Consider the following 15,837-nt stretch of genomic DNA (forward strand, 5'->3'; position numbering starts at 1 on the left):
ATGCGCGTCGTTTTCATGGGTACGCCCGATTTCTCGGTCCCGGTTCTGGATGCGCTGGTTGAGGCCGGACATGAGATTGCCGCCGTTTATTGCCAGCCGCCACGTCCGGCGGGCCGCGGCAAGAAAGATCGCCCGACGCCAGTTCATGCACGCGCCGAGGCGCTGGGCCTGGTGGTACGTCATCCGGTGTCTCTGAAATCAGCCGAAGAACAGTCCGCTTTTGCGGCACTGAATGCAGATGTGGCGGTTGTGGTCGCTTATGGGCTAATCCTGCCACAAGCCATTCTGGATGCGCCTGCGCAGGGCTGTTTGAACATCCATGCCAGCCTATTGCCGCGCTGGCGCGGGGCGGCCCCGATACATCGTGCGATCATGTCGGGGGATGCAGAAACCGGCGTCTGTATCATGCAGATGGAGGCTGGGCTGGATACAGGCCCCGTCCTGTTGCGGCAAGCAACACCGATCCAGACCGAAGAGACAACGGCCCAGTTGCACGACCGCCTGTCAGTCATGGGTGCGGCGCTGATCGTTCAGGCGCTGAACCGCCTGTCTAATCTGACGCCCGAGCCGCAACCCGATGAAGGCGTCACCTATGCCTCGAAGATCGACAAGGCCGAGGCTCGGATCGACTGGTCACGCAGCGCTGCCGAGGTTGATCGCCAGATACGCGGCCTTTCTCCATTTCCCGGTGCATGGACCGAGATCGATGGAGAGCGGATCAAGTTGCTGGCCTCACGTTTGGCAGAGGGGCAGGGCGCGCCCGGTGAGGTTCTGAACGATGATCTGCACGTGGCCTGCGGCCAATGCGCGGTCGAGCTGCTGCGCTTGCAAAGGGCAGGCAAAGGTGCGCAGGATCGGGAAACCTTCCTGCGGGGCTGGCCGATCCCGCCGGGCACGCGATTGGCATCGGAGTAGCGCATTCATGTTCATGGTCTTGATGGGTACTGTGGTGATCGCCGGGATCGTTGGATACCTGTCCGAGAAAACAGGCTTTACCCATAATGGCTATTTGCAATCCATCATAATCTGCGTGGGTGGGGCGTTTCTGTTCTACTTTGTGCGCATCATGTTCGGCATCAGCTTTGGACCTCCGGGGTTGGATGCGGTTTTGTCCTCTATCGGCGCGCTGATCATCGTCCCGACCCATTGGAGGAAGTGACATGCCCGTTATCGCCCTGATCATCATCGGTGCTGCTGCGGGCTTTCTGGCCACTCGTTTGATGCGGATCGAATCCGATATCCCTACGACGATGTTGATTGGCATTGTAGGAGCGCTGGTTGGTGGTTTCCTTCTGCGGGCCCTGGCGACGATGATGGGCTGGTTATCTGGATTTGTGGGGGCTGTACTCGGGGCGTTGCTGGTGATCTGGATTTGGCAGGCAATTCGTCGTCGATAGCGAGCTTCTTTGGCCCTATGCTGTCCGAGCAAATGCAATGCGCGTCTTAGCGTTCGTCGCAAACTGTTGCTGAGCTCAGACGAGTTGCGGTGAGACTGGTCATATCGAACCGGTTCGCTTCGGCCGCGGTCATCCAGTGCATGTCTTCAGCCGGGGCAGCTTCGAGCGTGAACCAGTAGAAGTCTTCGTCCACGCCGATATCTTCGAAGTAGTCGAGATAGCGGTCATGTTCGGCGTCATCCTCTGGCAACTCTGTCGCAACCAATCCCCCACCGCTCCAGCTGTGGACACCGACGCACGCGCCAGGTTGCAGAACACGGGAGTTCCCGGCCAGAAAAAGATCGGTCCCGCCCGATGCGACCAGCCCATCAGAGGGCACAACCGTAGTCATCCCGCTCTCATGAACAACGCGGCTGAAGATGACATTCGCATCGTCATCGACCGATCCTTCGATTTGCTGCAACACCAGCGTTTTGGCTTGAGGATTCTGCGCAATCACCTCTTCAAACGCATCCAGCGTGGTGTGATCAATGGTACCTGCGGCAATGATCTGATCCCCTTGGGAGACAAAGCTGACAGGCGTGTATTGCTCGGCGCAGGCGGTCAGGACGGTCAGGCTCGTCAAAATCGCATATGCTTTCATCAGTCTTTGACCTCCAAAGTCTAGCAGACTGCAAACAGCCCAAAGATGGTGCGTAGGTATCGAGCTTATTGTCGCGGTGGACGGGCCTTGTAAACCGGTAGTTGCCAGCCAAACAGCAAAGAGCCAGCTCTGAGAACCCAGCAAACAAGAGCACATAACCCAAGAGCCAGCAGGCCCTCTAGCCCGAATTTGGTGGCCAAAACCGCGCTCAATGCGCCTGCTAAGGCGCAGGAGACATAGAGTTCACCCTGTTTCAGTACCAGAGGCACCTCATTGCAAACCACATCGCGCATCAGGCCGCCTAGACATCCGGTTGTAACTCCCATCAACACCACGATGATCCCGGATTGGCCCAATGAAAGCGCGGCACCTGTTCCGGCAGCAACGGCGATGGATAGGGCGAAACTGTCCAGCCAGACCAGCCAGCTATATCTGCTTTCAACCAGATGAGCGGTGAAAAACACCAGAACGGCGGCGCTGACTGCGATCAGGATGTAATCCGGCTGACCAACCCAAAAGACAGGATGTCGATCCAGCAGAAGGTCCCGAACGGTGCCACCTCCCACTGCCGTCAGGCAGGCCATAAATGCAAACCCCACAAGGTCAAGCTGCGCGCGGCTTGCAACCAGCGCGCCGGTCAATGCAAAGATCAGGACCGAGGCATAGTCGAGCAGTGCAAGCCCGTTCACGCCTGCGCCTTTTTGGGTTTGAACGGGGCCATGCCGGCGCGGGCCAGTTCATCGGCTTTTTCATTTTCGGGATGACCCGCATGGCCTTTGACCCATTCCCAGGTCACATCATGGCGTTCTTGCGCGGTATCCAGACGTTGCCACAGGTCGACATTCTTGACGGGCTTTTTGTTCGACGTTTTCCACCCGTTACGCTTCCACCCGAAAATCCAGCCGGTGACGCCGTTTTTTACATAGGCGCTGTCGGTCACGATGGTGATACGGGATGCGCGTTCTAGCGTTTCCAAGGCGCTGATTGCGGCCAGCAATTCCATGCGGTTATTCGTTGTCTCGGCCTCGCCACCGTTTAACTCGCGCTCTTTCAGGACCTTCTCACCCTCGATCGCGCGCAGCAGCACGCCCCAACCACCGGGGCCGGGATTGCCAGAGCAGGCTCCGTCCGTGTAGGCGAACAGTTCAGGCATGGGCGGCCAGTGCGATGTATTCCGAGACCGAGCCGTCAAGTCCAGTACCGCTGCCTCGTCTTCGGTTCGTGATGGTGAAGCCGGCATCTTCCAGATAAGTCTTCAATTCGTCCTCGGAGTAGTAACTGTAATATCGACCCAAACGGTCAGGCCCGTCACCTTCGCCCAGTTTCATGGCGATAAAGAACGCACCACCGGGTTTCAGTGCGCGGTGAATAGCGCTCAGGTGTTTGGGAAATTCTGCCCGCGTGGCATGCAGCAGGCTAAAATTGGCCCAGATGCCATCATAGATGCCCACGACTGTAAGGTCGGAAAACGTGGCTTGTCTGGCCGATACACCGGGGTGTTCCGAGGCCAGTTTCACCATTTCTTCCGATGCATCCATTGCGTCGACTTGTAATCCGGCCTTGGCCATGATTGCAGAGGATGCGCCCGGTCCACACCCGAAATCCAGCACTTTGCCACCGGCGGGCACTGCTTGGATGAACCGACCTAATTGAGGATCGCCCTTATTGTCTTCATTCGTCAGCTCGGCGTAGCGCGTCGCCTGAGCGTCATAGACGGATATGGTGTTGCGGTTGCTCACAGGTAAACTCCAACTGCTAGGCAAAGCAGTACAATCAAGGTTAGCAGAATGCGCAGTCGCATCCACCAGTTGGGGGCCAAACCCCAGTACCAAAAGATGGCATCCAAGACCAAAAGCCCCGCAAAGCCAGCAATCAGATTGTTGCCTGCATTCACAGGCCCGCCACCTGTCATGAAGAAGGCCCAGAGCGCAGGCAGAACAGACAGGGTATACCCCACTGTTGCTCGGCTACCTGATGCTTTGGTTGCAAAACCCCAAAGCACCCCCGACATGAAACTCAGAATGACCGAGCCGTAAAACAGCTGGATATATGGCCCTACGAAACGCGCGCCAAACTGCCGTGAACCCCAAGCGTTCAGATCGCTGTTCAGATAGGTCAATGCGCCCCAGATAAACGGAATCAACCCCGCCAGACCCAAGTACAGCGCGGCCTTGGGCACGCCATTCATGCCGGCTGCCTAAGCACACGGGGCACTTTGAATTCCACGTTTTCCACGGCGTTTTCAGCCAGTTCAACTGTCACGTTATACCGTTCACGGAAAGCGTCGACGACCTCGTTCACCAGTTGCTCGGGGGCCGAGGCGCCGGCTGTGATGGCCACGCTGGCAATACCCTCAAGGGCGCGCCAGTCGATATCGGGTGCGCGCTGAACCAGCTGCGCATAGCTGCATCCGGCGCGTGAGGCGACCTCGACCAGACGTTTCGAGTTTGACGAGTTTGGTGCACCGACTACCAGCAAGGCGTCTGACTTTGGGGCGACGGCTTTGACAGCTTCTTGCCGGTTTGTGGTGGCGTAGCAGATGTCTTCCTTTTGCGGCCCTACGATGGCTGGAAAGCGGTCCTGCAGGGCTGCAATCACGTCTTTCGTGTCGTCAATCGACAGGGTGGTCTGGGTCACAAACGCCAGCTTGTCCGGGTCTCGTACCTCGATATCAGCGACATCTTCGACCGTTTCGACCAACAGCACTTCGCCTTCGGGCAATTGCCCCATGGTGCCAATCGTTTCCGGGTGTCCTTTATGGCCGATCATCACCATCTGCAGACCGGCATCGAAATGGCGTTGCGCCTCGATATGCACCTTTGACACCAGCGGGCAGGTCGCATCTACAAACAGCATCTCGCGCCTGGATGCCTCAGCCGGGACAGATTTTGGAACGCCATGAGCCGAGAAGATCACAGGGCGATCATCGGGGCATTCGTTCAGCTCGGCTACAAACACAGCACCTTTGTCGCGTAACCCGTCGACGACAAACTTGTTGTGAACGATTTCGTGGCGCACGTAGACAGGCGCTCCCCACTTCTCCAGTGCCATTTCAACGATCTTGATGGCTCGGTCTACGCCTGCGCAAAATCCGCGGGGGGCAGCCAGATACAATGTCAGCGGTGGCTTGGTCATGTCGGTGTCTCCTTACGGCACAGGTAAGTCTTTTCCCGGCATTGGTCCAGCCGCCAGATCTGTCATCCATCTGACATGAATCGGTGTTAGCCAGCCGGTGTTTGAGCACCAAGCTATAGTTAATGAAGCGCGGCCAGATCAGTGAGCCCTGGCCGCGCAACCTTCTTGGCCCTTTGGGGCCAAATTTCGATCAAGTTCCGCTAGCGACTGCGACGCTGCGGGGTTCAGCCGGCATTTCGCGCGGGGGCCGCCCGATTACATCGCGTAGGTCTTCCAGTTCGATAAAGTTGTCGGCCTGGCGGCGGAGCTCGTCCGAGATCATCGGCGGTTGGCTGCGGATGGTTGAGACCACCGAAACGCGCACGCCCTGTCGTTGCAGGCTGGCAATCAGTGGGCGGAAATCCCCATCGCCCGAGAACAGCACGATATGATCAACCCGCGGTGCCAGTTCCATCGCATCGACGGTAAGCTCGATATCCATGTTTCCCTTGACCTTCCGACGCCCCATGCTGTCGGTGTATTCCTTGGCCGGCTTGGTCACCATGGTGAAGCCGTTATAATGCAGCCAGTCTACAAGCGGACGGATCGGAGAATACTCATCATTTTCCAGAAGCGCTGTGTAATAGAAAGCCCGAAGCAGTTTACCTCTGCGCATGAATTCCTGTCGCAGCAGCTTGTAGTCGATATCAAATCCAAGCGCTTTGGCGGCCGCATAAAGATTGGAGCCGTCGATGAACAGCGCTAGCCGTTCGTCTTTATAAAACATAAATAGTCCCTTCCGGTATAATACAGCGCGGTGAGTGATGTGTGAGTGGGTGTAAAAATGTCGCGCTTTGGTGCTCCTATAATTAGGGCTTTTGTTGGGCATCGCAAGTATGCAGTTGACCGAATATACGGCCTCATATGAGTGATTCTGTGCCAAAAACCATCGTTGCCTTGGGGGCAAATCTCAGTTTGGGACGAACTGAGCCTCACTTGACGTTACGGCAGGCGCTTTCTGCACTTTCGGAGAAGGGCCTGGTGATTCGCGACGTCAGCCGGTTTTTTTCCACACCGTGTTTTCCCGCAGGTGCGGGGCCTGATTATGTGAATGCGGCTGCGTCGATTGAAACGGCCAAGGCTCCGGTGGAGTTGTTGCAGGATTTGCATGCCGTGGAACATGAGTTCGGTCGAGAACGCGCGCAGCGATGGGGCATGCGGACCCTTGATCTGGATCTGATCTGCTACGCGGATCAGGTATTGCCAGATCGCGCCACTTTCGATCTTTGGTGTGATCTTGATCCGGATCTGCAGGCGCGGGCGGCCCCGGACGAGCTGATCCTACCGCATCCGCGTCTTCAGGACAGGGCGTTTGTGCTGATTCCTATGGCCGACATTGCGCCGGACTGGCGGCATCCGGTGCTGAACAAGACTGTGATGCAGATGATGGCTGCCTTACCCGCTGCAGACGTGGCTGAGGTCACGCCACTGTGATTGGTGCAGGGGCAGCATTTCTTGCTTGTCAAGGCGTACAATCGGCCTTAGATAAACCTCTTCCTGACATGGACTCAGTAACGGAGAGCGCCCAATGGCCCGCGTGACGGTTGAAGACTGCGTAGACAAGGTTCCGAACCGGTTCGAACTGGTGATGCTTGCCGCCCACCGGGCGCGCGAGATTTCTGCCGGCGGTCCGATCACCGTTGACCGTGACAACGACAAGAACCCTGTCGTGTCGCTGCGCGAGATCGCCGACGAAACCCAGAGCGCGGATGAATTGCGCGAGCGTCTGATCGAAGCCAACCAGACCCAGATCGAGGTTGATGAGCCCGAAGAAGATCAGATGGCATTGCTGATGGGTGCAGAAACGGACAAGCCCGCCGATGACGACATGTCCGAAGAAAAGCTCCTGCGTGCTCTGATGGAGGCGCAAGGCCAGGGTTAACCCCAGCGATAAAGGTGCGGACCGGATGATTTCAGCAGAAGACCTGATTGCGCTGGTCCGCAATTACAATCCCAAGACAAATGCCGAGCGCATCGAGCGGGCCTATGAGTTTGGCCATCAGATGCATGAGGGGCAGTTCCGCCATTCTGGCGAGCCCTATTTTACCCATCCCGTTGCCGTTGCCGCCATTTTGACCGAACAGCGTCTGGATGATGCGACGATCATCACGGCGCTTTTGCACGACACGATTGAAGACACCAAAGCCAGCTACGGCAAAGTGGCCGAGCTGTTCGGGGATGAGGTCGCCAAGCTGGTGGATGGCGTCACCAAGCTGACCAACCTGCAGCTTTCTAGCCGCGAAACCAAACAGGCTGAGAATTTCCGCAAGCTGTTCATGGCCATGTCCAAGGACCTGCGGGTCATTCTGGTCAAGCTGGCTGACCGTCTGCACAACATGCGCACGATCAAGGCGATGCGCCCCGAAAAGCAGGTGATCAAGGCGCGCGAGACGATGGATATCTATGCGCCACTTGCAGGCCGGATGGGGATGCAATGGATGCGTGAGGAACTGGAAGACCTCGCCTTCCGCGTTCTCAACCCCGAAGGCCGCCAGTCGATCATTCGCCGTTTCATCACGCTGCAACGCGAAACCGGCGATGTGATCCACCGGATCACCGGTGATATGCGGCATGAATTGGAAAAGGCAGAGATTGAGGCCGAGGTCTTTGGCCGCGCCAAGAAACCTTATTCAATCTGGCGCAAGATGCAGGAGAAAGACCAGGGTTTCTCGCGGCTGTCCGACATCTACGGGTTCCGCATCATCACCATGACCGAGGAGGATTGCTATCGCACGCTTGGAGCCATCCATCAGCGTTGGCGAGCGGTGCCTGGGCGTTTCAAGGATTATATCAGCCAGCCGAAATCGAACGGATACCGTTCGATCCACACCACCGTGTCGGGCCGCGATGGTAAGCGGGTTGAGGTGCAGATCCGCACCCGTCAGATGCATGATGTCGCCGAAACCGGGGTTGCGGCGCATTGGTCGTATCGCGATGGCGTGCGTACTGAAAACCCGTTCGCCGTGGACCCGGCCAAGTGGATTTCGAACCTGACTGAACAGTTCGACAACGAAGAAGACCACGAAGATTTCCTCGAAGCCGTAAAGCTGGAAATGTACTCCGACCAGGTCTTCTGCTTTACGCCCAAGGGCGATGTGGTGAAATTGCCGCGCGGGGCGACACCAATTGATTTCGCCTATGCGATCCACACCCGGATTGGGCACGCTTGTGTCGGAGCAAAGGTGGATGGCATTCGCGTACCGCTATGGACCCGGCTCAAGAACGGACAATCGGTGGATATCATCACCGCAGATGGGCAGACGCCGCAGGTCACATGGCTTGAGATCGCGGTAACAGGCAAGGCCCGCACCGCGATCCGGCGTGCGCTGCGCGAAGTTGATCGCGAGCGCTTTATTCGGCTGGGCAAAGAACTGGCGCGCTCGGGCTTTGAACATGTGGGCCGCAAGGCGACCGACAAGGCGTTGGACACTGCGGCCAAGCATTTGCGCCTGAAGGATCGTGATGAACTGCTGGCGCGATTGGGCAGTGCGGAACTGACCGCCCATGACGTGGTCGAGGCGGTTTATCCCGAACTGACCAAGGATGAGGGCGATGCGATCCCGATGCGCCGCGCGGTGATTGGCCTGGAGCCGGGGCAGAAATTCGACCGAGCACCTTGCTGTCAGCCACTTCCCGGTGAGCGCATTGTTGGCATCACCTATCGCGGTAAAGGCGTTGAGGTGCACGCAATCGATTGCAATCGATTGTCCGAATTCGAAAGCGAGCCGGAGCGCTGGGTCGATCTGCATTGGCATTCCGGCACTCACCCCGCCGCCTATGGCGCGACGCTTGACCTTACCATCGGCAATGATGCCGGGGTGCTGGGGCGCATTTGCACATTGATTGGTGAGAAAAAGGCCAATATCTCGAACTTGGAGTTTGTTGATCGGAAACCAGATTTTTACCGGTTGCTGATCAATGTTGAGTTGCGTGACCTGGAACAGTTGCATTCGCTTATGCTGATGCTTGAGGCTGAAAGCGATGTCGCCGCCGTTGAGCGGCACAGGGAACAGGCAAAACCAGTTGTTGTGGCTGGTTGAGATGAGGTGATCAGGAGTGGTTTTCAAGCGCCGAGATCGACGCTCGCCCATCCAGATCGCATCGGAGTTCGTCTATCCGCGCGGTGGATGGACCCGCGCCTTCCACTACGTCAAACATCGGGTGCGGCGTCTGCCGGATTCCCCTGATCGGATCGCGCGAGGCATCGGCGCCGGAGTATTTGCAGCCTTTACGCCGTTTTATGGATTGCATTTTGTCGTAGCCGCCCTGTGTGCGCGTCTGATTAACGGCAATATCCTGGCGGCGCTTAGCGGGACTTTTTTTGGCAATCCAATGACTTATGTACCGATTGGGGTGATCTGTCTACAGGCGGGTCATTTCATACTGGGCACAGAGTTCGACAAGAGTGTTGAGCGCGGGTTGATGGGTAAGTTCGCCAGCGCGTTGGGCGATCTCAAAAATAACTTTCTGTCGATATTCACCGACCGTGTCGCGGACTGGCACGGGCTTGGCGTATTTTACTACGAGGTGTTTTATCCCTACCTCGTTGGGGGCATTCTGCCCGGACTTTTGGCCGGAGCTATATGCCACTACCTCAGCCTGCCGCTGATCCGCACGTATCAGCAACGCCGCCGCGATAAGATCAAAGCGAAATTCGAAGAAATCAAACGACGGGCGGAAGAATCGGCTGACGCCCTGACCTCAAAACCCCTAGGCTCGGGTCAAACATTGAAAAAGGAATCGAACGATGTCTGACAACCAATTGCGCCTGGGTGTAAACATCGACCACGTCGCCACCGTACGTAATGCGCGTGGCGGGGCTTATCCTGACCCTCTGCGCGCTGCCAAGCTGGCCGAAGAGGCGGGGGCAGATGGCATCACCGCCCATTTGCGCGAGGACCGTCGTCATATCTCTGACGCCGATATCGACGGGCTGATGGAGGTTCTGTCGGTCCCGCTGAATTTCGAGATGGCGGCAACGGACGAGATGCAGAAAATCGCCCTGCGCCACAAACCGCATGCTGTGTGTATCGTTCCCGAAAAGCGTGAGGAGCGCACAACCGAGGGCGGGCTTGAGGTCGCGCGCGAGGAAAACAAGCTGGCGCATTTCATCGCACCTTTGCGCGACGTAGGTTGCCGCGTGTCGATCTTCATCGCCGCAGATCAACGCCAGATCGAAGCCGCGCATCGCATTGGGGCCGAGGTCATCGAGTTGCACACCGGTGCCTATTGCGATGCCCATGCCGAAGGCCGCATGGAGGAGGCTACCCGCGAGCTTGAGGCGCTGCGCACAATGTCGAGCTTTGCCCATTCTATGGGGCTTGAGGTACATGCCGGCCACGGGCTGACCTATGATACGGTTCAACCAGTCGCTGCTTTCCCCGAGGTGAAAGAGCTGAATATCGGTCACTTCCTGATTGGCGAGTCGATCTTTCTGGGCCTTACGCCTGCCATCCAGCAGATGCGTCGTCTGATGGATGAGGCGCGCGCATGATCACATACGGCTTCATTGCGATCTGGTTTGCCTGGATCATGGCCGGGGGCGCTCCGGGGCCTGCAACCATGGGCATCGCAGGAACCGCGATGAATGAAGGCCGCCGCGCCGGGTTGGCCTTCGCGCTGGGCATTTGTGCTGGCTCTGCAGCCTGGGGGATCGCCGCTGCACTGGGCCTGTCGGCGATCATGCTGGCCAATGTCTGGGTTTTCGAAATCATCCGATATGTGGGCGTGGCCTATCTGGGCTGGCTTGCCTTCAATGCTCTGCGCCGCGCGATGACCTCGGATGAAGTTGCTTTGGGCCAACCTGTCACAGGTTCTCTGCCGACAATCTTTGCCAAAGGCGCTGCAATCCACCTAACCAATCCTAAGGCAATCCTCAGCTGGGGTTCTATCTACGCCATCGTTGCGCCGAACGATGCCAGCTTGCTGATGTTGCTTGGGTATTTCGCGCTGCTCTATGTCGGGTCGTTGCTGATCTTTATCGGCTATGCCTTTCTCTTTTCCTCAAGCCGCATGGTCCAAGGTTACCGTCGCGCCCGCCGCTGGTTTGACCTGGCATTTGCCGGGTTCTTCGGGCTGGCGAGTTACAAGATCCTGACGGTGCGGTTGCAATGATCCTCGGCATCGGCACAGACCTCGCAAACATCGACCGCATCCAGGGCACGCTGGATCGCTTTGGCGACCGGTTCCGCAACCGGGTCTTCACCGAGACCGAGCAGCGTAAGGCCGAACGCCGCGCTGACATCGCTGGCACCTATGCCAAACGCTGGGCCGCAAAAGAGGCGTGTTCCAAGGCGCTGGGCACTGGTTTGCGTATGGGTATCTCTTGGAAAGATATGGCGGTTACCAACCTTAAAACCGGTCAACCCGTGATGCATGTCACCGGTTGGGCGGCCGAGCGTCTCAAGGAAATGACACCCGAGGGGCATGAGGCAATCATCCATGTCACCCTGACGGATGATCACCCTTGGGCGCAGGCTTTCGTGGTGATCGAGGCCAGACCCATTGCTGACACGGCTGCGGCCTTGACTTGGCCCCAGTCGCCCCGCATGTAGCATCCCAACAACGCAATGACCGGAGAGCAGTATGGCCGAGGACGCCAAAACAGGTAACCCCGTGTGGGAGACGATCAAAACCATCGTCTATGCCCTTTTGATCGCGGGCGTTTTCCGCACCCTGTTCTTTCAGCCGTTCTGGATTCCCTCCGGCTCGATGAAGCAAACCCTGCTGATTGGCGACTTTCTGTTCGTGAACAAGATGGCTTATGGCTACTCCTATGCGTCCTGCCCCAGCTTGACCTTTATGAACATCGACGCCGAAGACATCTGTGGTTGGCTGCCCGGTGATGACAACACGCGTATCTGGGGCGGCGAGCCCGAGCGCGGTGATGTCATTGTGTTCCGACATCCGGTTACGGGGCGGGACTACATCAAACGTTTGATCGGTTTGCCGGGTGACCGCATTCAGGTGCGCGAAGGTCAGATCATTTTGAACGGCACGCCGGTGCCGCAACAGCCTGACGGGGTGTTTACAGAAATCGCCGAACCCCAGGGGCCGCAACGCCTGCGCCCGCGCTGTGAAAACGGGCCGGTTGGAAATGGCGGCACCTGCGAAAAGTCGCGCCTAATTGAAACTTTGCCCAATGGCGTGTCCTATGATGTGCTGAACATCGGCAATCAAGGGTCAGACAATACCGGCATCTATACAGTGCCCGAAGGCCATTACTTCTTCATGGGGGACAACCGCGACAACTCCGCCGACAGCCGTCTGCCGCAATCTGCTGGCGGCGTTGGCTATGTTCCCTACGAAAACCTAATTGGCCGTGCTGACCGGATCATGTTCTCGTCCGCCGGGCGCTCCATGCTGTTCTTCTGGACCTGGCGTGGGGATCGGTTCTTTAAGGCGGTGAATTGAAGCTTTCATCCGAGATAAAAGCATTCCAGCAGCGTTTGGGATACGAATTCACCAATCCCCAACTGCTGGTGCGCGCATTGACTCATGGATCAGTGTCTTCGGCCACGCGGCCCGATAACCAGCGGTTGGAGTTTCTGGGGGACCGTGTGCTGGGGTTGGTTATGGCGACTGCGCTCCTAGAGGCGGACAAGAAAGCCACCGAAGGCCAGTTGGCGCCGCGCTTCAACGCGTTGGTCCGCAAAGAGGCCTGTGCAGATGTCGCTCGCCAGATTGATCTGGGGGCCGTCCTGAAACTGGGCCGGTCCGAGATGCTGTCGGGTGGTCGCCGCAAACAGGCACTGCTTGGCGATGCGATGGAGGCGGTCATCGCGGCCATCTATCGTGATGCTGGTTTTGAGGCGGCGCGGGACGTCATCATAGCCCTATGGGGCGAGCGCATTCATAAGGTTGAAGCCGACGCCCGTGATGCCAAAACCGCGCTGCAGGAATGGGCGCAAGCCCGCGGTCAGAAACCTCCGGCTTATGTCGAGGTCAAGCGCACCGGCCCTGACCACGCCCCCATCTTCACCATCGCTGCCCGTTTGCAAGATGGCACTGAGGCGCAGGCGACCGCAGGCTCCAAACGCCAGGCCGAGCAGGCTGCAGCAAAATCCCTGTTGGGTCAGTTGAGTTGAGCTGTTTTGCCGAATTCGGAACATGAAGATCAGACCTGCACAGAAAGCGGATGCTGCCAGCCTTGCGGCATTGTCGATTGAAGTCTGGATCAGTACTTACCTGCGGCATGGCGTAAACGCTTTCTTCGCCGAATTTGTTCTGTCCGAATTCACGGCCGCCCAGTTCGAGGCTCTGCTTGAAGAGGGGGGCGATACGCTGATGGTCTCGGAAAACAGCGACGGGATCGACGGCTATATTCGGCTGGCAGAGCAACGCGTTGCACCTGTTGACGGGCTTTCCGATCTTGAGGTCCTGACGTTTTACGTCCAGCCCCGCCATCACGGCAAAGGCATAGGTTCCGCATTGTTGGATGTTGCGATCGAATATGCTCGGGATCGAGGCCGGAATGGGATCTGGCTGACAACCAATTCCGAGAACAAACCCGCGATTGATTTCTACCTGTCCAAAGGGTTCCGGCAGGTTGGCGTCACGGATTTCCGTATCGGGGATCAAGCCTACCCGAACCATGTGCTGGCTTTGACCATACAAGGGCAAGCCTAAAGTCAATCTGCTGGGTAAAGCCGCTTGGCCCGGTCTTCCAATGCTTGATCACATGACACTGAAGCGGCTGACTTCCCGAACGCTCCACAACTACGCAACCCGCCGGAAACGCAACAAATCCCTCTGGCCCGCGGCGCCATTCTGCTATAGGGGTGCGCACTTGCAAACAGGATCGCAGCACACATGACCACACGCGCCGGATTTATCGCCCTGATCGGAGAGCCCAATGCAGGCAAATCCACCCTTCTGAATCGAATGGTCGGGGCCAAGGTCTCGATCGTGACGCATAAGGTGCAGACCACACGCGCGCGCATTCGCGGTGTAGCGATGGAGGGCGATGCGCAACTGGTTTTTGTCGATACGCCCGGCCTGTTCAAACCCCGCCGCCGCCTGGATCGCGCCATGGTCGCCGCCGCTTGGGGCGGCGCTGCGGATGCGGATGTGGTTGTCCTGATGATCGAGGCCCATCGCGGCATCACCGAAGGCCTCGAACGCATCCTTGAAGGTCTGGAAGAGATTGGGCAGGGCCGCACCATTGCTCTGGCCATAAACAAGATCGACAAGGTGCCGTCTGAGAAGCTGCTGGCGCTGACCAGCGATCTGAATGCGCGCTATCCCTTTGCCGAAACCTTCATGATTTCCGCGGAAAAGGGTCACGGCGTCGAAGATCTGCGGAAATGGCTGGCTAGCGAGGCGCCCGAAGGCCCGTGGCTCTACCCCGAAGACCAGATCGCCGATCTGCCTCTGCGTATGATCGCCGCCGAGATGACGCGCGAGAAACTGACCCTGCGCCTACATCAGGAACTGCCCTATCAATTGACCGTCGAGACCGAGAACTGGGAAGAGCGCAAGGATGGTTCGGCCAAGATCGATCAGGTCATCTATGTCATGCGCGACGGCCACAAGGGCATCGTTCTGGGCAAACGCGGAGAGACGATCAAGGCCGTCAGCCAGGCCGCGCGGGCTGAGTTGGAAGAGTTTCTCGACCGCAAGATCCACCTGTTCCTGCAGGTCAAAGTCCGGCCCAACTGGCTGGAGGAATCCGAGCGCTATTCGGAAATGGGGCTGGACTTCAAAGACGGCAACGCATGACTCGCCTGACGGCCGAATTCTGGGTGCATGCCTATCTGGCGCGGCTGCGGCTACAGGATATCCCGGCCTTTGTCGTGGCCCATGGGGACAACACTGCAGGCGCGGTGCTGGTCAAGATGAACACGCTCGACGGTCAGGCCATCGCCTATCAACGCAGCTTTGACCTTATGAGCGGTGAGCGGAAATGGATTGAGCTATCCTCGGGGCCCGAGGGCGATGTGGATGCCACCCTCACCAGGCAGCGCAGCTTTGACCCCGATCTTTGGGTGATCGAGGTCGAGGATAGGCAAGGGCGGCATCTGTTAGGGGAAGAGGGGTTGGAGTAAGAACTCTAGCGAGTTCGGTATCCACTCTTTTGCCTGAACATAAACGCGTTCAGTCTAAGTCTGAAAAATAAACAAAGCTCATCTTGTTGCCGTCCAGATCGCGGGCATATGCGCCAAAAAAGTCCGGGCCATACTGTGGGCGCGGTCCCGGGTCGCCTTCGTTGGTGCCGCCATTGGCCATCGCGATTGCATGGACTTTGCGCACTTCATCTTCGCTTTCGCACATCAGGCCAACCATGTTGCCGTTGCCCGGTGTTGCAGTCTTTTGATCATGTGGCAGCGAAACCCATATTCGTCCGCCGTCGCGCAGTTGGTAGCAGACAGCGTATGGCATGTATTCAGCTACGACTTTGCCACCAATTCCGGCCATTGTTGTGTCGTAAAATTTGCGGGCTTTGGCAACGTCGTTTGAGCCGATCATTACGTAGTTAAGAGACATGGATTGAATTCCTTGCTAAGAACATTGAGCGAACATTAGCCAGTGCGGTGATAGCGTGCAATTCGATTGTTCGACCCTGTAAATCCCTTAGGCCAGTTTCTGCCTTGTGTGTTCAGCGGGCATGAGATTTTCTGCGAA

At 57.6% G+C, this 15,837-nt stretch carries 23 protein-coding genes; 15 read left to right on the plus strand and 8 right to left on the minus strand.

Annotated features, from left to right (window positions below):
* Genes fmt through ACR0KG_RS04135 form a run of 3 tightly spaced genes read left to right on the plus strand, consistent with a single transcriptional unit; the run spans position 1 to position 1,397 of the window.
* Positions 1 to 915 carry a methionyl-tRNA formyltransferase gene (gene fmt, locus ACR0KG_RS04125; protein ID WP_480549977.1) on the plus strand — a complete coding sequence of 305 codons (915 nt, stop codon included), beginning with the start codon at positions 1 to 3 and terminating at the stop codon, positions 913 to 915.
* 7 nt (positions 916 to 922) lie between these two features.
* Positions 923 to 1,159 carry a hypothetical protein gene (locus tag ACR0KG_RS04130; RefSeq protein WP_170531378.1) on the plus strand — a complete coding sequence of 79 codons (237 nt, stop codon included), beginning with the start codon at positions 923 to 925 and terminating at the stop codon, positions 1,157 to 1,159.
* A gap of 1 nt (position 1,160) precedes the next feature.
* Entirely contained in the window at positions 1,161 to 1,397 is a 237-nt protein-coding gene (locus ACR0KG_RS04135) for a GlsB/YeaQ/YmgE family stress response membrane protein (RefSeq protein ID WP_170531376.1), read from the plus strand.
* Positions 1,398 to 1,443: 46 nt separating this feature from the next.
* On the opposite strand, the gene ACR0KG_RS04140 is transcribed toward ACR0KG_RS04135, so the two are convergent.
* The 7 genes from ACR0KG_RS04140 to ACR0KG_RS04170 form a co-directional block, all read right to left on the minus strand.
* A complete protein-coding gene (locus tag ACR0KG_RS04140) occupies positions 1,444 to 2,040 on the minus strand; it encodes a COG3904 family protein (RefSeq protein WP_480826562.1) in 597 nt (198 codons plus the stop codon).
* A gap of 65 nt (positions 2,041 to 2,105) precedes the next feature.
* Positions 2,106 to 2,729, minus strand: coding sequence for a trimeric intracellular cation channel family protein (locus ACR0KG_RS04145; protein WP_480826563.1), 624 nt, complete (start codon positions 2,727 to 2,729; stop codon positions 2,106 to 2,108).
* Complete coding sequence (gene rnhA / locus ACR0KG_RS04150) at positions 2,726 to 3,193, minus strand: ribonuclease HI (protein ID WP_480544985.1); 468 nt, start codon at positions 3,191 to 3,193, stop codon at positions 2,726 to 2,728. The genes ACR0KG_RS04145 and rnhA overlap by 4 nt, the downstream gene beginning before the upstream one ends.
* A complete protein-coding gene (locus ACR0KG_RS04155) occupies positions 3,186 to 3,779 on the minus strand; it encodes a class I SAM-dependent DNA methyltransferase (protein ID WP_480549971.1) in 594 nt (197 codons plus the stop codon). Before ACR0KG_RS04155 ends, rnhA begins: the two co-directional genes overlap by 8 nt.
* Positions 3,776 to 4,228 carry a DUF3429 domain-containing protein gene (locus ACR0KG_RS04160; protein ID WP_480549969.1) on the minus strand — a complete coding sequence of 151 codons (453 nt, stop codon included), beginning with the start codon at positions 4,226 to 4,228 and terminating at the stop codon, positions 3,776 to 3,778. The genes ACR0KG_RS04155 and ACR0KG_RS04160 overlap by 4 nt, the downstream gene beginning before the upstream one ends.
* Positions 4,225 to 5,175: a 4-hydroxy-3-methylbut-2-enyl diphosphate reductase gene (gene ispH, locus ACR0KG_RS04165; RefSeq protein ID WP_480826564.1), complete on the minus strand. Its 951-nt coding sequence runs from the start codon at positions 5,173 to 5,175 to the stop codon at positions 4,225 to 4,227. Before ispH ends, ACR0KG_RS04160 begins: the two co-directional genes overlap by 4 nt.
* 190 nt (positions 5,176 to 5,365) lie before the next feature.
* Complete coding sequence (locus ACR0KG_RS04170; protein ID WP_480549967.1) at positions 5,366 to 5,941, minus strand: LabA-like NYN domain-containing protein; 576 nt, start codon at positions 5,939 to 5,941, stop codon at positions 5,366 to 5,368.
* A 137-nt stretch (positions 5,942 to 6,078) separates the two neighbouring features.
* Between ACR0KG_RS04170 and folK the strand changes: the two genes are divergently transcribed.
* From folK to ACR0KG_RS04230, 12 genes are all read left to right on the plus strand, one after another.
* Positions 6,079 to 6,648, plus strand: coding sequence for a 2-amino-4-hydroxy-6-hydroxymethyldihydropteridine diphosphokinase (gene folK / locus ACR0KG_RS04175; RefSeq protein WP_480544990.1), 570 nt, complete (start codon positions 6,079 to 6,081; stop codon positions 6,646 to 6,648).
* 94 nt (positions 6,649 to 6,742) lie between these two features.
* Positions 6,743 to 7,096, plus strand: coding sequence for a DNA-directed RNA polymerase subunit omega (rpoZ, locus tag ACR0KG_RS04180; RefSeq protein ID WP_142639234.1), 354 nt, complete (start codon positions 6,743 to 6,745; stop codon positions 7,094 to 7,096).
* A 25-nt stretch (positions 7,097 to 7,121) separates the two neighbouring features.
* On the plus strand, positions 7,122 to 9,254 hold the full coding sequence (locus ACR0KG_RS04185; protein ID WP_480826565.1) for a RelA/SpoT family protein: 2,133 nt from the start codon (positions 7,122 to 7,124) through the stop codon (positions 9,252 to 9,254).
* Between the two features lie 16 nt (positions 9,255 to 9,270).
* Positions 9,271 to 9,969, plus strand: a complete 699-nt coding sequence (locus tag ACR0KG_RS04190; RefSeq protein WP_480826566.1) for a DUF2062 domain-containing protein — start codon at positions 9,271 to 9,273, stop codon at positions 9,967 to 9,969.
* Entirely contained in the window at positions 9,962 to 10,708 is a 747-nt protein-coding gene (locus ACR0KG_RS04195; RefSeq protein ID WP_480826567.1) for a pyridoxine 5'-phosphate synthase, read from the plus strand. The genes ACR0KG_RS04190 and ACR0KG_RS04195 overlap by 8 nt, the downstream gene beginning before the upstream one ends.
* Positions 10,705 to 11,328: a LysE family translocator gene (locus ACR0KG_RS04200; RefSeq protein WP_480826568.1), complete on the plus strand. Its 624-nt coding sequence runs from the start codon at positions 10,705 to 10,707 to the stop codon at positions 11,326 to 11,328. The genes ACR0KG_RS04195 and ACR0KG_RS04200 overlap by 4 nt, the downstream gene beginning before the upstream one ends.
* A complete protein-coding gene (gene acpS / locus ACR0KG_RS04205) occupies positions 11,325 to 11,768 on the plus strand; it encodes a holo-ACP synthase (protein ID WP_480826569.1) in 444 nt (147 codons plus the stop codon). Before ACR0KG_RS04200 ends, acpS begins: the two co-directional genes overlap by 4 nt.
* A 31-nt stretch (positions 11,769 to 11,799) precedes the next feature.
* Positions 11,800 to 12,627: a signal peptidase I gene (gene lepB / locus ACR0KG_RS04210; protein ID WP_480544996.1), complete on the plus strand. Its 828-nt coding sequence runs from the start codon at positions 11,800 to 11,802 to the stop codon at positions 12,625 to 12,627.
* Positions 12,624 to 13,301, plus strand: coding sequence for a ribonuclease III (gene rnc, locus ACR0KG_RS04215; protein ID WP_480544997.1), 678 nt, complete (start codon positions 12,624 to 12,626; stop codon positions 13,299 to 13,301). Before lepB ends, rnc begins: the two co-directional genes overlap by 4 nt.
* Before the next feature lie 22 nt (positions 13,302 to 13,323).
* On the plus strand, positions 13,324 to 13,842 hold the full coding sequence (locus ACR0KG_RS04220) for a GNAT family N-acetyltransferase (RefSeq protein WP_480826570.1): 519 nt from the start codon (positions 13,324 to 13,326) through the stop codon (positions 13,840 to 13,842).
* A gap of 183 nt (positions 13,843 to 14,025) precedes the next feature.
* On the plus strand, positions 14,026 to 14,934 hold the full coding sequence (era, locus tag ACR0KG_RS04225) for a GTPase Era (RefSeq protein ID WP_480826571.1): 909 nt from the start codon (positions 14,026 to 14,028) through the stop codon (positions 14,932 to 14,934).
* Complete coding sequence (locus tag ACR0KG_RS04230) at positions 14,931 to 15,260, plus strand: DUF1491 family protein (RefSeq protein ID WP_480826572.1); 330 nt, start codon at positions 14,931 to 14,933, stop codon at positions 15,258 to 15,260. Before era ends, ACR0KG_RS04230 begins: the two co-directional genes overlap by 4 nt.
* 49 nt (positions 15,261 to 15,309) lie before the next feature.
* On the opposite strand, the gene ACR0KG_RS04235 is transcribed toward ACR0KG_RS04230, so the two are convergent.
* Positions 15,310 to 15,699, minus strand: a complete 390-nt coding sequence (locus tag ACR0KG_RS04235; protein ID WP_480826573.1) for a VOC family protein — start codon at positions 15,697 to 15,699, stop codon at positions 15,310 to 15,312.
* Positions 15,700 to 15,837 lie beyond the last annotated feature (138 nt).

Source organism: Ruegeria sp. H4, from assembly GCF_056533065.1.

Coding starts and splice junctions, on each gene's coding strand:
- fmt (WP_480549977.1), top strand. CDS start 1: ATGCGCGTCGTTTTCATGGGTACGCCCGATTTCTCGGTCCCGGTTCTG.
- ACR0KG_RS04130 (WP_170531378.1), top strand. CDS start 923: ATGTTCATGGTCTTGATGGGTACTGTGGTGATCGCCGGGATCGTTGGA.
- ACR0KG_RS04135 (WP_170531376.1), top strand. CDS start 1,161: ATGCCCGTTATCGCCCTGATCATCATCGGTGCTGCTGCGGGCTTTCTG.
- ACR0KG_RS04140 (WP_480826562.1), bottom strand. CDS start 2,040: ATGAAAGCATATGCGATTTTGACGAGCCTGACCGTCCTGACCGCCTGC.
- rnhA (WP_480544985.1), bottom strand. CDS start 3,193: ATGCCTGAACTGTTCGCCTACACGGACGGAGCCTGCTCTGGCAATCCC.
- ACR0KG_RS04160 (WP_480549969.1), bottom strand. CDS start 4,228: ATGAATGGCGTGCCCAAGGCCGCGCTGTACTTGGGTCTGGCGGGGTTG.
- ispH (WP_480826564.1), bottom strand. CDS start 5,175: ATGACCAAGCCACCGCTGACATTGTATCTGGCTGCCCCCCGCGGATTT.
- ACR0KG_RS04170 (WP_480549967.1), bottom strand. CDS start 5,941: ATGTTTTATAAAGACGAACGGCTAGCGCTGTTCATCGACGGCTCCAAT.
- folK (WP_480544990.1), top strand. CDS start 6,079: ATGAGTGATTCTGTGCCAAAAACCATCGTTGCCTTGGGGGCAAATCTC.
- rpoZ (WP_142639234.1), top strand. CDS start 6,743: ATGGCCCGCGTGACGGTTGAAGACTGCGTAGACAAGGTTCCGAACCGG.
- ACR0KG_RS04185 (WP_480826565.1), top strand. CDS start 7,122: ATGATTTCAGCAGAAGACCTGATTGCGCTGGTCCGCAATTACAATCCC.
- ACR0KG_RS04195 (WP_480826567.1), top strand. CDS start 9,962: ATGTCTGACAACCAATTGCGCCTGGGTGTAAACATCGACCACGTCGCC.
- ACR0KG_RS04200 (WP_480826568.1), top strand. CDS start 10,705: ATGATCACATACGGCTTCATTGCGATCTGGTTTGCCTGGATCATGGCC.
- acpS (WP_480826569.1), top strand. CDS start 11,325: ATGATCCTCGGCATCGGCACAGACCTCGCAAACATCGACCGCATCCAG.
- lepB (WP_480544996.1), top strand. CDS start 11,800: ATGGCCGAGGACGCCAAAACAGGTAACCCCGTGTGGGAGACGATCAAA.
- ACR0KG_RS04220 (WP_480826570.1), top strand. CDS start 13,324: ATGAAGATCAGACCTGCACAGAAAGCGGATGCTGCCAGCCTTGCGGCA.
- era (WP_480826571.1), top strand. CDS start 14,026: ATGACCACACGCGCCGGATTTATCGCCCTGATCGGAGAGCCCAATGCA.
- ACR0KG_RS04230 (WP_480826572.1), top strand. CDS start 14,931: ATGACTCGCCTGACGGCCGAATTCTGGGTGCATGCCTATCTGGCGCGG.
- ACR0KG_RS04235 (WP_480826573.1), bottom strand. CDS start 15,699: ATGTCTCTTAACTACGTAATGATCGGCTCAAACGACGTTGCCAAAGCC.